Origin of the sequence: Streptomyces sp. AHU1 (assembly GCF_045343905.1) — a bacterium.
GTDB lineage: Bacteria > Actinomycetota > Actinomycetes > Streptomycetales > Streptomycetaceae > Streptomyces > Streptomyces triticiradicis.
Map to the genome: position 1 here is coordinate 5,505,274 of NZ_CP174283.1, position 14,356 is coordinate 5,519,629.

11 protein-coding genes are annotated in these 14,356 nt (G+C 71.4%); 4 read left to right on the forward strand and 7 right to left on the reverse strand.

Annotated elements, in window-relative coordinates; all coding sequences use genetic code 11:
• The first annotated feature begins 85 nt into the window (after nucleotides 1-85).
• On the forward strand, nucleotides 86-1,642 hold the full coding sequence (locus ACICHK_RS24635; protein ID WP_406838587.1) for an ABC transporter substrate-binding protein: 1,557 nt from the start codon (nucleotides 86-88) through the stop codon (nucleotides 1,640-1,642).
• 90 nt (nucleotides 1,643-1,732) lie between these two features.
• Here the strand turns inward: ACICHK_RS24635 and ACICHK_RS24640 are convergent, their stop codons facing one another.
• The 3 genes from ACICHK_RS24640 to ACICHK_RS24650 form a co-directional block, all read right to left on the reverse strand.
• Nucleotides 1,733-3,889: a sulfatase-like hydrolase/transferase gene (locus ACICHK_RS24640; RefSeq protein WP_406838588.1), complete on the reverse strand. Its 2,157-nt coding sequence runs from the start codon at nucleotides 3,887-3,889 to the stop codon at nucleotides 1,733-1,735.
• 264 nt (nucleotides 3,890-4,153) lie between these two features.
• The gene (locus ACICHK_RS24645) at nucleotides 4,154-5,629 is read right to left on the reverse strand and encodes a sensor histidine kinase (RefSeq protein ID WP_406838589.1); all 1,476 of its coding nucleotides are present in this window, start codon (nucleotides 5,627-5,629) and stop codon (nucleotides 4,154-4,156) included.
• On the reverse strand, nucleotides 5,626-6,315 hold the full coding sequence (locus ACICHK_RS24650) for a response regulator transcription factor (protein WP_406838590.1): 690 nt from the start codon (nucleotides 6,313-6,315) through the stop codon (nucleotides 5,626-5,628). The genes ACICHK_RS24645 and ACICHK_RS24650 overlap by 4 nt, the downstream gene beginning before the upstream one ends.
• 160 nt (nucleotides 6,316-6,475) lie before the next feature.
• Here ACICHK_RS24650 and ACICHK_RS24655 point away from each other — a divergent pair, with 160 nt between their 5' ends.
• Nucleotides 6,476-8,890, forward strand: a complete 2,415-nt coding sequence (locus tag ACICHK_RS24655) for an MMPL family transporter (RefSeq protein WP_406841308.1) — start codon at nucleotides 6,476-6,478, stop codon at nucleotides 8,888-8,890.
• Nucleotides 8,891-8,947: 57 nt separating this feature from the next.
• Here ACICHK_RS24655 and ACICHK_RS24660 read toward each other — a convergent pair whose 3' ends face one another.
• The 3 genes from ACICHK_RS24660 to ACICHK_RS24670 all read right to left on the reverse strand — a co-directional run bounded on the left by ACICHK_RS24660 (nucleotide 8,948) and on the right by ACICHK_RS24670 (nucleotide 10,692).
• Nucleotides 8,948-9,631, reverse strand: a complete 684-nt coding sequence (locus ACICHK_RS24660; protein WP_406841309.1) for a TetR/AcrR family transcriptional regulator — start codon at nucleotides 9,629-9,631, stop codon at nucleotides 8,948-8,950.
• A gap of 132 nt (nucleotides 9,632-9,763) precedes the next feature.
• Nucleotides 9,764-10,279: a thiol-disulfide oxidoreductase DCC family protein gene (locus ACICHK_RS24665; RefSeq protein ID WP_406838591.1), complete on the reverse strand. Its 516-nt coding sequence runs from the start codon at nucleotides 10,277-10,279 to the stop codon at nucleotides 9,764-9,766.
• A gap of 5 nt (nucleotides 10,280-10,284) precedes the next feature.
• A complete protein-coding gene (locus tag ACICHK_RS24670) occupies nucleotides 10,285-10,692 on the reverse strand; it encodes a hypothetical protein (RefSeq protein ID WP_406838592.1) in 408 nt (135 codons plus the stop codon).
• Nucleotides 10,693-10,849: 157 nt separating this feature from the next.
• Between ACICHK_RS24670 and ACICHK_RS24675 the strand changes: the two genes are divergently transcribed.
• The gene (locus ACICHK_RS24675) at nucleotides 10,850-11,242 is read left to right on the forward strand and encodes a hypothetical protein (protein ID WP_406838593.1); all 393 of its coding nucleotides are present in this window, start codon (nucleotides 10,850-10,852) and stop codon (nucleotides 11,240-11,242) included.
• Nucleotides 11,239-13,704 (forward strand): DUF4132 domain-containing protein, encoded by a 2,466-nt coding sequence (locus ACICHK_RS24680; RefSeq protein ID WP_406838594.1) that lies wholly within the window; start codon nucleotides 11,239-11,241, stop codon nucleotides 13,702-13,704. Before ACICHK_RS24675 ends, ACICHK_RS24680 begins: the two co-directional genes overlap by 4 nt.
• On the opposite strand, the gene ACICHK_RS24685 is transcribed toward ACICHK_RS24680, so the two are convergent.
• Nucleotides 13,705-14,316, reverse strand: coding sequence for a Uma2 family endonuclease (locus ACICHK_RS24685; protein ID WP_406838595.1), 612 nt, complete (start codon nucleotides 14,314-14,316; stop codon nucleotides 13,705-13,707). It abuts the gene before it with no gap.
• Between the last annotated feature and the right edge of the window lie 40 nt (nucleotides 14,317-14,356).

The window sequence follows — 14,356 nt, forward strand, 5'->3', positions numbered from 1 at the left end:
TTTCCCTTCCCCGGCCGAAACTCCTGTGGTTAGGTGATCCGCGTCACCGAGGAGTGGCGTGCGGGGCGCCTGGGGGAGGGCACCGATGCGATCGGTTCGCTTATGGATTCTGGCGGCGCTTCTCGTCCTGGCGGGCGTGGGCGTGGCCGGCTGGCAGCTGTTGCCGGCGAAGGAGAACGGCAACCGCACCATCACGGTGGGCACGACGGACGACGTCACCTCGCTCGACCCGGCCGGTGCCTACGACGCCGGATCCTGGGCTCTGTTCAGCAACGTCTTCCAGTCGCTGCTCACCTTCGAGCCCGGTGGCGCCAAGCCCGTTCCGGACGCCGCCAAGAACTGCGCCTTCACCGACACGGGGCTGCGCACCTACCGCTGCACGCTCCGCGACGACCTGACGTTCGCGAGCGGGCGCAAGGTGACCGCCGCGGACGTGAAGTTCTCCTTCGACCGCATCAGGCTCATCAACGACGAGGTGGGTCCCGCCTCCCTGTTCTCCACCCTGGACGGCGTGGACGCGAGCGGCCCGACCGTCACCTTCCGTCTGTCCTCGTCCGACGCGACCTTTCCGTTCAAGCTGGCCACCGGCGCCGGGTCGATCGTCGACAGCACCCGCTACCCCGGGCACAGCCTGCGCACCGACACCGGTGCCGACGGCACGGGGCCGTACGTCCTGAAGACGTACACGAAGGGCACGAAGGCCGTCCTCGCCCCCAACCCCCGCTACGAGGGTGCCGTCGACGACCCCGGCAGGCCCGTCGTGCTGCGCTACTACGCCAACTCGCAGGCACTGGAAGCGGCCTGGAAGCAGAAGCGGCTGGACGTCGTGGCCCGTCAACTGCCGCCCGCCCTGCTCGCCGGGCTCTCGCCGAGCGACCCCGCGCAGCGCGTCACGGAGGTCGACAGCGCCGAGACCCGCAACCTCGTCCTGAACGTGCGCGCGCGTTCGCCGTTCCACGACCCGCGGGTACGGCGGGCCCTCGCCTCGCTGGTCGACCGCGAGAAACTGGTCGACCGGACCTACAAGGGGACCACCGAACCGCTGTACGGGCTGATCCCGGCGGGGATCACGGGGCACGCGACCTCGTTCTTCGACGACTATCCGAAACCGGACCCCGGGAAGGCGCGGGCCCTGCTGACCGAGGCCGGGGTCTCGCTGCCCGTGCGCTTCACCTACGGGTTCGCCGAGGGGCGGGGCGCCGCGGGCGAGGAGGCGGCCGAGCTCGAGCGGCAGCTGGAGAGGGACGGGCTGTTCAAGGTGACGGCCGAGGGGTTCGAGTGGACCGACTTCCAGAAGCGGTACGCGGCGGGCGGGCTGGACGCCTGGGCGGTCGGCTGGGTCGCCGACTATCCCGACGCCGACACCTTCGGCGCGCCGCTCGTCGGCACCGGCAACAGCATGAAGAACGGCTACAGCGACAAGGACGTCGACCGTCTCATCCAGGAGACCCAGGAGGACGCCGACCGGAGCCGTACGGCGGACGCGTTCCAGCGGCTCCAGACGGACGTCGCCCGGGACGTCCCGCTGGTTCCCCTGTGGCAGCGCAAGGAGTACGTCATCAGCACCGAGGACATCAGCGGCGGCGAGTACCTGTCCGACGGGACCGGCGTCTTCCGCCTCTGGCGGCTGAGCTGGCTGTGACGACGGCCGCGGCCGTGGCCGACACGGCCGCGGGCGGCGGCCGACGGCTCTCGCCGTGACCACCGCCCGCGGGACGGGGAACCGGTACCGCTAGGGGTGCGGAGTGGATCCGTAGGCCGTCAGGAAGCGGTCCCGGAAGGAGTCCATCTTCCACACCGGCGCGTCGTGTTCGGGCTGCAGACCGTCCGTCCAGCCCCAGTCGGCGATCTTGTCGAGCACCTTCGGGTCCTTGGCGACGATCGAGACCGGCACGTCGCGGCTGGCGTGGTCGCCGCTGACCCGGGCGATCGGCTGGTGGTCGCCGAGGTAGATCAGCACGGTGTTCTTGTTGCCGTGCTTCACCAGGAAGTCGATCAGGCTCGTCACCGAGTAGGAGATCGACTTGCCGTACTCCACCTTCGACTTCGGCGAACTGGTGATGATGTCGCCGGGCCGCTTGCCGGCCTTCTCGATGGCCTTGTAGACCGACCCGTCACCGACCTGGTCGTCGGGGACCGTCTCGGGGATCGGCGCCCAGGGCTGGTGGCTGGAGGTCAGGATGATCGTCGACATCAGCGGCTTGTCGTGCTTCTTGCTGTGCACCAGGCGCTCGTACGCGGCCAGGGCGTACTGGTCGGGCATGGTCGACCAGCTGAACTTCGGGCCCTTGTAGCCGAGGTGGAAGGCGTCGTAGAGCTTGTCGATGCCGTAGAAGTTCTGCTCGGGCCAGCCCTTCTGGATGCCCGGCATGACGCCCACGGTGTCGTAGTCGCCGGTCTTCTTGAAGGCGCCGACCAGCGTCAGGTGATCGCCCGCGGTCACGGTGCGGTAGCGCTGCTGGTTGCTGATCCACAGGCCCGACAGGAACGTCGAGTGGCCGAGCCAGCTGCTGCCGCCGTAGGTCGCCGAGGTGAGCCAGCCGCTCTTCGCCGCGAAACCGGCCTGGGTCAGCTTCTCGTTCTCGGCGGTGAGCGTCGCGTCGACGCCCGGCGCCATGACCGGGTCCTCGATGGCACTGCGGCCGTAGCTCTCGATGAACGCGACGATCATGTCCTTGCCGCGCAGATCGGTGAGGAGCTGGCTGGGCGGCGTGTTCGCGAACCTGTCCTTCTTGGCGATCTTCGCGAACTCGGCCTCGTCCCGCAGCGTCTGCCGTACGGCCTCCGCCCGGTCCTGGACCACCGTCGCGGTCTGCTCGGAGGCTATGGGCATCCCGGTGTTCTGCACGCCGAGGGCCGAGCAGGTGACCCAGGCGACGGCCAGGACCAGCGTCGTACGGGTCGCCTGCTGGGTGTTCCGGGCCGCCAGGTTGCCCAGCCGCACGACCGACAGCGTCATGAGGGCCAGTACGGCGATCACGAGCACCACGACCAGGGCCGCGATGCCGAGCGCGCCGCCGTGGCCGAACGTGTCCTGGAGGTAGGACTGCGCGTCGGCGAAGAGCGACCAGTCGAGGACGACGTTGAAGCCCCGGCCGAGGTATTCGTTGAACCCGATGTCGAGGAGGTTCAGGACGGTCAGGACGCCCAGGGCGAGACCGGCGAGCACGGACAGGGCGATCCGCGGCACGCGCGGCAGGACGATCAGCAGCGCGGCGCCGATGATCGCCTCCACCGGGAGCCGCAGGAACTCGGCCGGCTGGAACTTGTCCGCCTGGCTCGGCATGAGCAGCGCGAACAGGACGAGCGCGGCGGCGAGGACGCTCGTGGTCCACGCGAGGGTACGGGCGGCGACGGGATACCGGTCCCGCCACCCGCGCCACCGGCCGCGCGCGGGCGGCTCGTCCCCCGGAGGCTCCTCCCCGTCACCGGCCCCGTCCCCGAGGGCCGTGTCCGGGGCTTCCCCGGCCGGGGCCGGGTCCGAGGTGCTGTCCGCGCCCGCGCCGGCCTCGACGGCGACGGGCTCTTCGGTCCCGGTTCCGGCCTCGGTCTCGCTCTTCGTCCCGGGTTCGGTCTCCGTCCCGGTTCCGGCCGCCGTCCCGACGGTGCCCGGAGCCGCCTCGGCGGAGCCGTCGGCCGGGGCGTCCGCTTCGGTACGGTCCTCGGCCCGGTCCTCGGTCCCGGAGGTGTCCGCCGGGTCGCCGGAGCCGATCGAGGCGGCCCCGTCGGTCTCCGGGGCCGCCCCGGCCGCTGCCTCTCCCTCACCCGAGGCGGCGGCGTCCTCATCCGTATGCGTGTCCGTGGCCGCGAGCGGCTCCGGTTCCGGCTCGTCGCGCGGAGGCGCCTCATCCGTGTTCGGCAGCTGTCGAGAGTTCGTTGTGGACGACAACCCGGCGGTCCTTCCGTGCGATGCGCGGTGGTGGCGTGAGGGGCCGATCGGAAGTGACCGATTCGCCCTCATCGTGGTGTACGGGGCCGTGGCGACCCGCGTTCAACCGCCTCGGTCAGCTTTTGTTCAAGTTCGTTTACGCAGGTCACAGTGTATGGACGAGGGTTTGTCGGTCCGTACGGCGGACGCCGGAGCACGGTCGGCCCCAGGGCGCCCGCACCGCTCCGGCAGTCGTGCCCCTCCGCGTTCCGGGCGTCCGCGCCGTCACCTCGCCGACGCGTATCCGCGCCGTACGGGCAGCGTCACCGTCACCGCCAGACCCTCGCCGGGTGCCGTCCGCACCGCGACGGTCCCCCCGTGCGCCCTCACCACGCCCTCCACGATCGCCATGCCGAGCCCGCTGCCCGCACCGCCGCCGGTCCGGAAGAAGCGGTCGAAGACGCGCGCCGCGTCCTCCTGCGCGAGCCCGGGACCCTTGTCCGCGACACACAGCCGCAGGACGCCGTCCGCGCGCTCCAGGCCGAGCCGCACGGGCACGTCGTCGGGCGTGTGGGTGCGCACGTTGCCCACGAGATTGCCCAGCACCTGCCGCAGCCCCGACTCGTCGGCCTGGACGAGCAGCGTGCCGTCGGCGTCCACGGTGACCGGGCGGCCGGGCTGCTGGGCGCGCAGGTCCTCGGCCGCGTCCCGCACGAGCCGGCTCAGGTCGACGTTCTTGAAGCGCAGTTCGGGCCGCTGGTCGAGGCGGGCCAGGGTGAGCAGCTCGTCGACCAGCCGCCCCATGCGGTCGGTCTCCGCGTTCATCCGGTCCCAGGCCCGCCTGCGCTCGGCGGGATCGGTCAGCATCCCCTTCTCGTACAGCTGGAGGTAGCCGCGTATCGCCGCCAGCGGGGTGCGCAGCTCGTGCGAGGCGTCCCCGACGAACCGGCGCAGCTGGGCGGCGCTGTCCTCGCGCGTCCGGTAGGCCGATTCGACCTGGTGCAGCATGGAGTTGAGCGCGAGCCGCAGCTGTTCGACCTCCTGGGTCGGATGGTGGCTGGAGGGGACGCGCCGGGTCAGGTCGCCCTCGGCGATGGCGGACGAGGTCTCCACCATGGCCTCCAGCGGCAGCATCCGGCGGCGCACGCTGAACATCGTCAGGCACGCGAGGAGCGCCAGCAGCAGCGTGCCCACGGCCAGATCGAGCTTGAGCGCCTTCGCGATGCCCTTGTGCAGTCCGTCGGTCGAGGCGGCGAACAGCACGTACGTCCCGTCGGCGAGCCGTGCCCCGGTCGCCCGGTAGGCGGCGCCGCGCACGGTGATGTCGCGCGGTTCGCCGGCGCGGGCGAGGGCGGCGGGGTCGTCCACGGCGGAGGCGAACGCGCGTTGGGTCCGGCTGGGCCGGAAGCCGGCCACCTCGACGGCCTCGCCGCGCCGGTCGACGGCCGCGAAGAGCGAGTCCGGCTTCGGCGACTCGTCCGCCGCGGGACCCATCCGGTCGCGCACGAAGGACAGGGCGCTCAGTAAATCGATCTGCCGCAGGGTGAGCTGCGAACCGCTCAGCGAATCGCGGGTCTTGACGAGCTGGGCGTCCACCTGGTCGAGCAGGTAGTGCCGCATGCCCATCAGGCTCACGGCGGTCGCCACCACGATGCCCAGGGCCAGCAGTCCCACGTTCGCGATCGTCAGTTTGCCGCGCAGCGAATGGACGCCGTGCCGGTGGCGCGAGGGCCGGCAGCCGGACCGGGCGGGCGGGTTCACGTGAGCCCGTATCCCACGCCCCGACGGGTCTGGATCATCGGCGGACCCAGCGGTTCGAGCTTGCGCCGCAGGTAGCTGATGTACGTCTCGACGACCGTCGACTCGGCCGGGTGCTCGTACTGCCAGACATGGCGCAGGAGTTGCTCCTTGGGCACGATCCGTCCGCCGTTGCGGACGAGGAAGCGCAGCAGCGCGTACTCCGTGGGGGTGAGCTCGACCGTGGCGCCGGCGCGGTGGACCCGGTACGTCGTCTCGTCCAGCTCCAGATCGCCGTAGCGCAGGGGCGGGCGCTGCGGCAGGACGTCGCCGGACCGGGTGCGGCGCAGGACGGCGGTGATCCGGGCGACGACCTCGTCGATGTTGAACGGCTTGGTGATGTAGTCGTCGCCGAAGCCGAGCGCGCCGACGATCTCGGCGGGCGCGTCCCGCGCGGTGAGGAAGACGACGGCCAGGTCCGGCTGCCGCAGGCGCAGTTCACGGCCGAGCGCCCGGCCGTCGCCGTCCGGGAGCATCACGTCGAGCAGCGCCGCGTCGGGGCGGGTGCGTTCGGCGAGGGCGAGCGCCTCGCGGACGCATCCCGCGGCCATCACCTCGAAGCGGTGGTAGCGCAGCGCGATGGTGAGGACGTCCGCGATGCTCGGCTCGTCCTCGACGACGAGGACGGTGGCTCCCTCGTGAGCGGTCATGTCCCCAGTATCCGCGGGGCGGTCGGCGGTCGGGCGCTTCAGAGCCTTGGAGTTCCTTGAGAGTCATGGGCGGGTCGTGTCCACCCGTGCGTGCGCTCGCGAATCCTGGGGTCCAGGACCTGGGGGACCGACCGACTAAGGAGCGTTGAACGTGGCGGCATTGGCACGGTGGTGCTATCGGCACCGGCTGGTGGTCCTGTTGCTGTGGGTGGGGGCGCTGTTCGGTCTCGGGTTCGCGGCGACCACCGCGGGCACGGACTACGCGAACGTGTTCTCCCTTCCGAACACGGACTCCAAGCGTGCGTACGACCAGATGGAGAAGGCCTTCCCGAACAGCGCGGGGGACACCGACACGGTGGTGTGGAAGGTCACCGAGGGCACGGTCAGGGACGCTTCCGTGCGCTCCCGGATCCAGCCGGTGCTGGACGAGATCGCCGAGATGAAGGGCGTGGGCCAGGTCGCGGGGCCGTACCAGGGCGAGCGGGGCGCCGCGCAGATCAGCAAGGACGGCCGGATCGCGTACGCCCAGATCACCTTCGCCGAGCAGGCGAACGCCGTGCCCAAGGACCTGGTGCAGAAGGTCGTCGACACCGCGCAGGGTGCCGAACGGGCAGGGCTGCGGGTGGAGTTGGGCGGCCAGGCGATCCAGCGGGTCCAGGAACCGCCCACCGGGCTCGCCGAGATGGTCGGCATCCTGGCCGCGGCCGTCGTCCTCTTCCTCGCCTTCGGTTCGCTCTTCGCCATGCTGCTGCCGATCGGCATCGCGATCTTCGGGGTGGGTACGGGCCTGTTCTCCACGCAGCTGCTCAGCCACGCCACGGACATCCCGGACCTGGCCCCGCTGCTGGCCACCCTGATCGGCCTCGGCGTCGGCATCGACTACGCGCTGTTCATCGTCACCCGGCACCGGCGCGGTCTCCTGCGGGGCCTGGAGCCCGAGGAGTCGGCGGTCACCGCCCTCAACACCTCGGGGCGGGCGGTGCTGTTCGCGGGCGGCACGGTGTGCATCGCGCTCGCGGGCATGCTCGTGACGAACCTCCGCTTCCTGGACGGCGTGGTCATCGGCACCTCCCTGACCGTCGTGTTCAGCGTGCTCGCGGCCACCACGCTGCTGCCCGCGCTCCTCGGCGTCCTCGGCACCCGGGTGCTCAGCCGCCGCCAGCGGCGCAAGCTGGAGGCGAACGGCCCGGAGCCGGAGCGGGCGAGCGGGGCCGCGGCCCGCTGGTCGATGAGCGTGCAGCGCCGCCCCCGTACGATCGCGGTCCTCGCGCTGGCCGTCATGGCGGTCCTCGCGATCCCCGTCCTGTCGCTGCGCCTCGGCGCCACCGACCAGGGCAACGACGACGCCAAGACGACGACCAGGCAGGCCTACGACCTGCTCGCGGAAGGCTTCGGGCCCGGCTTCAACGGCCCCCTGCAGGTGGTCGTGACCGGCGGTGACACGGACGCCCTGGCGCGGAGCATCGGCGGCACACCCGGGGTCGCCGCGGTCGCCGCGCTGCCGCCCGCGAACGGTGTGACGGTGATCCAGGTGGTCCCGACGACCTCCCCGCAGTCGAAGAGCACCGACGATCTCATCGACACCCTGCGGGACCGGGTGATCCCGGATGCCGGGGCGAGCGCCCACGTCGGCGGTGTGACCGCCGTGTCGAAGGACTTCGCCACGATCACCGGCGACCGGCTGCCCTGGTTCATCGCCACGATCATCGGTCTCGGCTTCCTGCTCCTGCTGGTCGCCTTCCGTTCCCTGGTGGTCCCGCTGACGGCCGCGCTGATGAACCTGATCGCGGCCGCCGCGTCCTTCGGCGTGCTGGTCGCGATCTTCCAGTGGGGCTGGGGCCTGGACCTGCTGGGCCTCGGCAAGGAGGGGCCGATCAACGCCTTCCTGCCCGTCATCATGCTCTCGCTGCTCTTCGGCCTCTCCATGGACTACCAGGTGTTCCTGGTGAGCCGCATGCACGAGGAATGGGTGCACACGAAGGACAACGCGCGGGCGGTGCGGGTCGGGCTGGCGGAGACCGGCCGGGTCATCAACTCGGCCGCCATGATCATGGTGTGCGTCTTCCTCGCCTTCGTCCTGAGCGGTGACGCGGGAGCGGCGATGGCGGGTGTCGGCCTCGCGGCCGCGGTCGCCCTGGACGCCTTCATCCTCCGGACGGCCCTGGTGCCCGCCGCGATGCACCTGCTCGGAAACTCCAACTGGTGGCTGCCGGCGTGGCTGGACAAGCGGCTGCCGCATCTGGCGGTGGAGCCCGCCGAGGAGCCGTCCGCGGACGCCGCTCCGGCCGGGGGCGGGGCGTCGGCCGTGCACGGTTTCGTCCGGGACGCGGAGGGCGAGGCCGTCGACGGGGCGGTCCTCACGCTGCTGTCCAAGGGCGGCCGGCAGCTGGACCGGGTGACCTCGCTGGCCGACGGTTCCTACATCGTCTCGGTCCCGGCCCCGGGGACGTACCTGCTGTCGGTGGCGGCCCGTTCGTACGGGGCGCGGGCGCAGCAGGTCGTCGTCACCGACGAGCCGCTGGTGCACGACGTGGAGCTGGCGCAGGGAGAGGTGGACGCCGACGCGGTGAACTGAGCCCGCCGGAGGCCGGACCGTCCCGGCGTGAGGGGTGCCCGCCTCGGCGGGCGCCCCTCAGTCCGTCTTCACGGCCGGCCGGGAAGAGTCCCGTTCCGTCTTCTTCGCCGGGTCCGGCAGGGCCTTGGTCATCCCCGGCAGGAAGTCCGTGAACAGCTCGTGCACCTCGTGGACGAGGGGCCGCAGCAGCCGGAACCGGGCCAGCGAGACGCCGCGCGCCGTCAGCCGCGCGCCGCGCTCGGCGAGCCGGTAGCTGCGCTCGCGGCTCTCGGTGCGGTCGAAGACCCAGTACAGGACGAGCCCCATCTGGGAGAGCCACATCAGCTCGGGCAGCACCTCGCGCAGTTCCTCCGGCACCTTGGTCTTCGCCCCGGCCAGCACCTCCTTGTGGACGCTGATGGCCTCCTGGCGCGCGTGCTCCGACTCGGGGGAGAAGGGGCTGAGCGGACTGTCCGGGTCGGCGGCGTTCTTGAAGAACTGCACGGCGAACTCGTGGTACGGCGTGGCGATGTCCAGCCACACCTTCAGCACGCCGCCCAGCCGGGCCTCCAGGTCCGTCTCGCGCTCCAGCACCTCCCGGACCGCCTCCTGGTGCTCGGCGGCGATCCGGTCGTAGAAGCCCTGGATCAGGTGCTCCTTGCCGGCGAAGTAGTAGTACGCGTTGCCGACGGAGACCCCGGCCTCCTGGGCGATGGCCCGCATCGTCGTCTTGTCGTACCCCCGCTCCTGGAAGAGCCGCATCGCGGTCTCCAGGATCAGGGCCCGGGTCTGTTCGCTCTTGGCCGGGCTCTTCGCCTCTTTGCCCGGGGACTTGGCGGGGCCGGACGGTTCGATGGGGGCGGGGCTGTCTGTCGGTGCTGGCACAGGACGAGCCTAACGACTGGGAACGGCCGGACACCCGCCGCTGCCGCAGGCGGGCGGCTCGAAGGTCCATCCGGCGACCGGGTCGTAGCTCCAGCCGTCGCCCCACTCGTACGCGCCGCCGCCCCACCGCCGCCGCGACTGCGCCTCGCGCCACTTGGCGGCGGCGAGGGTCGCGCCCCGGGCCAGCCGCGCGCCCGTGGGGGTGCTCAGCCGGTGGGCCAGCGCCCGGTACTCGCGCAGTGCCCACAGGGTGACGATCCAGGCGGCGGCTCCCTGGTAGACCTGTCCGGCGTCCCCCACGACGGTGATCTCGTCCAGGGTGGCGCGGTGGTCGAGGCGCGGGTAGCTCCGGGCGGCCTCCTCGGAGCCGGCCGGCACGAACCGCAGCGGTACGAGCTGGGCCTGCCCGGCGAGCCACTTCTTCAGGAAGGCGCACAGTGAGCAGCGCGGGTCGTAGAGGACGGTGAGCCCGAGGACCGGGACGCCCGTCGCGTCCCGGTCCCCGGTGGCCGGTGCCCCGGTCACCGCCCTCACGCCCCGGCCGTGGGGGCGGCCCAGTCCGTCGGCCGCACCGGCGGCGTCTGCTCCCGCTCCATGACGCCCCGCCGCCGGATCTTGTTGAGCGCGTAGACGTTCCCCAGGTGCATGACACCGAGCACCAGCAGGACGACGCCCAGCTTGGTCGACAGGGCCTCGAAGATCCCGCGGGCGTCGGTGATCTCGTCGCTCTGGTGCAGGTAGAGCGCGACGAAGCCCAGGTTGACGAGGTAGAAGCCCACCACCAGCAGGTGGTTGACGGCGTCGGCGAGCTTCTCGTCGCCGTGCAGGACGTCCGACAGGAAGATCCGTCCGTTGTGGCTCAGCGTGCGTGCCACCCAGATCGTCAGCGCGATGCTGACCAGCAGGTAGATGACGTACGCGACAACTGTGAGGTCCATGTCCCCACCCCTTCTTGAACGCGTTCAAAACGCTGTACGGGATGAATGTAGACCTCTTTTTGAACATGTTCAAGTCGAGTTCCCGGCCGCCGTGCCGTACCGGAACGGTCGGGGCCCGACGGCCGGTTGTCAGTGGGGGCTCGTACTGTTCGGCGGCATGGGAATGGTGACGTTCGTCGACGAGACGACCAGTGGGACGCGGGGCGCGGGCTGGGGGATCGAGATCGCGGAGGAGCGGCTCGCGGTGCGCGAGCTGATCCGGCGGCGGGTCTTCCAGGAGGTCGCCGAGTACAACGCGAGCACGCCGCCGGTCTTCCAGGGGCTCGTGCAGCCCGAGGGCACCGAGCGCGTGCTGAACGGCTACGCGCTGCGCGCACCCCGCCGGATAGACCCGGAGGCGCAGAGCGAGCTCGCGCTCAGGGCCTTCGAGGGCAACGGCTTCCTGGTGCTCGTGGGGGAGCGTCAGGTCACCGACCTCGACGAGGAGATCGAGCTGGTCCTGGGCACCGAGGTCACCTTCCTCAAGCTCGTCGCGCTGGTGGGGGGATGACGATGGCCGGCACCACGAAACTGATGGGCTGGATCCGCTCGAACGCGGCCGACGGCAACATGGGCGGGCTCGCCACCGACCTCCTGCGGGCCGCGCTGGTCAACACGGGCCAGTGGGGCGGCCGCTGGGACGAGATCCTCGGCCTGCTCGGCGCGCTCGACGCCGACCAGCGCGAGAGACTGGCCGGCGCGCTCGCGGAGGGCTATTCCACGGTCGGCAAAAGATCGGAGCCCCGCAACCACGTGCTGACCATGCTCGCCGCCATCTCCCACGGCCTCCCGGAGTACCCGCTCGCCGACGAACGGGCGGAGCAGCTCGCGGAACTCGGCCGGCAGTACACCATCTGGTACGCGACGCGGATGGACGCCGTGGCCGAGGCCGAACTGGCGGCCGGCCGGACGCTGGACCCGGCCGTCGTCGCGGCCTTCCGCCGCACCGGCATGGACGCCTACCGCCACGGAGTCTTCGCCGACCTGCTGAAGAAGATCACGGAGCCCGTGCTCAACGTCGGTGAGGAATGGGCCGAACAGGCCATGAGGGACGCCTCCACCCCCGACGGGCAGGCCCTGCTCGCCCATCTGCTGACGGCCACCGCCTCCAAGCCCTCCGCCAGGTGGGAGAAGCGTGCCCTCGCCCTCGTCGAGGCCCTCGGCCCCGACCGGGTCCGCGCCACCGCGCTGACCTGGCTCGCCCTCGTCGGCCGCCCCCGGACGTTCCCGCTGGATTCCTCTTTCTCCCTGCCGGACGTGAACAACGCCTACGACCCGTACAACGCCAACGCCCTGCGCGGCCTCGCCTGGCTGGTCTCCCTGCTGCCGCCCCACCCCGACACCGCACGGGCCCTCGGCGCGCTCGTCGAGACCTCCCTGAAGAGAGTCGCCGGAATCGGCCCGCACAACCCGAAGGTCGCCAACGCCGGTGTCATCGCGCTCTCCCGCCTCGACGGCGAGGCGGCCCTCGCCGAACTGGCCCGGCTGGCCACCCGGGTGACCTACAAGCCCACGGCCAGGATCATCGACGGCTTCCTGGAGGCGAAGGCCGGCGCCCTCGGTCTGAGCCGGGAGGAGATCGAGGAACTGGCCGTCCCGTCGTACGGGCTCACCGGCGTCGGGCAGGCACGGCGCGAGCTCGGTGAGGCCACCGCGCTCCTCGAGGTCCAGGGCGCACGCGCCGTGCTGGGCTGGCGCAACGCGAGCGGCAAGGCCGTCAAGAGCGTGCCCGCCGCCGTGCGGCGCGACCACGCCGAGGAGCTCAAGGAGCTCAAGGCGGCCGTCAAGGACATCGACAAGATGCTCTCGGCGCAGACCGAACGACTGGACCGGCAGTTCCTCGCCCGGCGCACCTGGGCGTACGGCACCTGGCGCGAGCGCTACCTCGACCACCCGCTCGTCGGCACCCTCGCCCGCCGGCTCCTGTGGACGGTCGACGGCACCCCGGCAGGCTTCGCCGACGGCGAGCTGCGCACCCTCACCGACGACCCCGTGACATCGGGCCGGGAGGTCACCCTCTGGCACCCCGTGGACCGTGAGCCCGCCGAGGTCGTCGCCTGGCGGGACTGGCTGGAGCGGCACGGGATCACCCAGCCCTTCAAGCAGGCCCACCGCGAGGTGTACCTCCTCACCGACGCCGAGCGCGCCACGGGCACGTACTCGAACCGCTTCGCCGCCCACTACGTGCGCCAGCACCAGTTCAACTCCCTGGCCGCCGTCCGGGGCTGGCGCAACAAGCTCCGCCTCTGCGTCGACGACGAGGCGCCCCCGGCCACCCGGGAGCTGCCCCGGTGGGGGCTGCGCGCCGAGTACTGGATCACCGGAGACGGCGAGTACGGCGAGGACACCACCGAGTCCGGCAGCTATCTGCGGCTGCGCACCGACCAGGTGCGCTTCTACCCGCTCGACGCCCCCGAGAACTCGGCGCACTGCTACGGCGGCGAGTACAGCATGTGGCTGGGCCCCGACGAGGACCCCGTCAAGCCGCTGCCGCTCACGGAGATCCCGCCGCTCGTCCTGTCCGAAGTCCTGCGCGACGTCGACCTGTTCGTCGGCGTCGCCAGTGTCGGCAACGACCCGACCTGGCAGGACGGCGGCCCCGGCGGCCGCTTCCAGGAGTACTGGACGTCCTACGGCTTCGGCGAGCTGACCGAGACCGCGCAGACCCGCCGCGTCCTGCTCGACCGGCTGATCCCCCGGCTGGCGATAGCCGACCGCTGCACGCTGGAGGGCCGCTTCCTGCACGTGAAGGGCGAGCGGCACACGTACAGGATCCACCTGGGCTCGGGGAACATCCTGATGAGCCCGAACGACCAGTACCTGTGCATCGTCCCGAAGTCCGCCGCGACCGCGCCCCGGGCCGGCTACCTGCCGTTCGAGGGCGACCGGATGCTGGCGGTGATCCTCAGCAAGGCGATGCTGCTCGCCGACGACCTGAAGATCACGGACCCGACGATCCTCAGCCAGCTCTGATCAGGCTGTCGGTTCGGTGCCGTCCGACGCGAGGATCTCGGCCACGTCGAGGGTGACCTTGGCGCCGATGGAGTCGGGGAGCGCGACGAGTTCGCCGGGGGCGTGGACGCGGTGGTTGCCGTATCCGCCCCCGGCCGGGTCGGTGAGCACGTGGAGGCGCCGGTGCTTCCGGTCGACGATGACGTACACGGGCACGTCGGCACCGGCGTACGCGGAGACCTTGGTGCGCAGATCGGACTGGTAGTTGCTGGAGGTGACTTCCAGGACGAGGCGGAAGCAGACGGGGTCGTAGCAGTTGTTCTCGACGAGGTGCTCTTGGAAGTCGGCGTCCACCAGAGCGAGGTCCGGGACGGCGTAGTCCTCCGCGCCGGACGGCAGCCAGAGGCCGATGCCCTGGAGCACCTGTGACTCCGCTCCGTGCAGTCCGGCTGCCAGGAACGGGAGCATGAGGTCGGTCAGCGCGCTGGCGTGGGCACCGTCGGGCGGCGGGGACACGAGGATCTGGCCTCCGATGATCTCGACGCGGTAGCCCGGGTTGCGGTCCATGAGACGGTTCGCCTCCGCGATCAGCGGACGGTCGTCGTGGGGCCGCTCGACGGATGCTGCGGACATCACGTGCCTCCTGTGGGCTGGTGTCGAGAGCATCATCGTA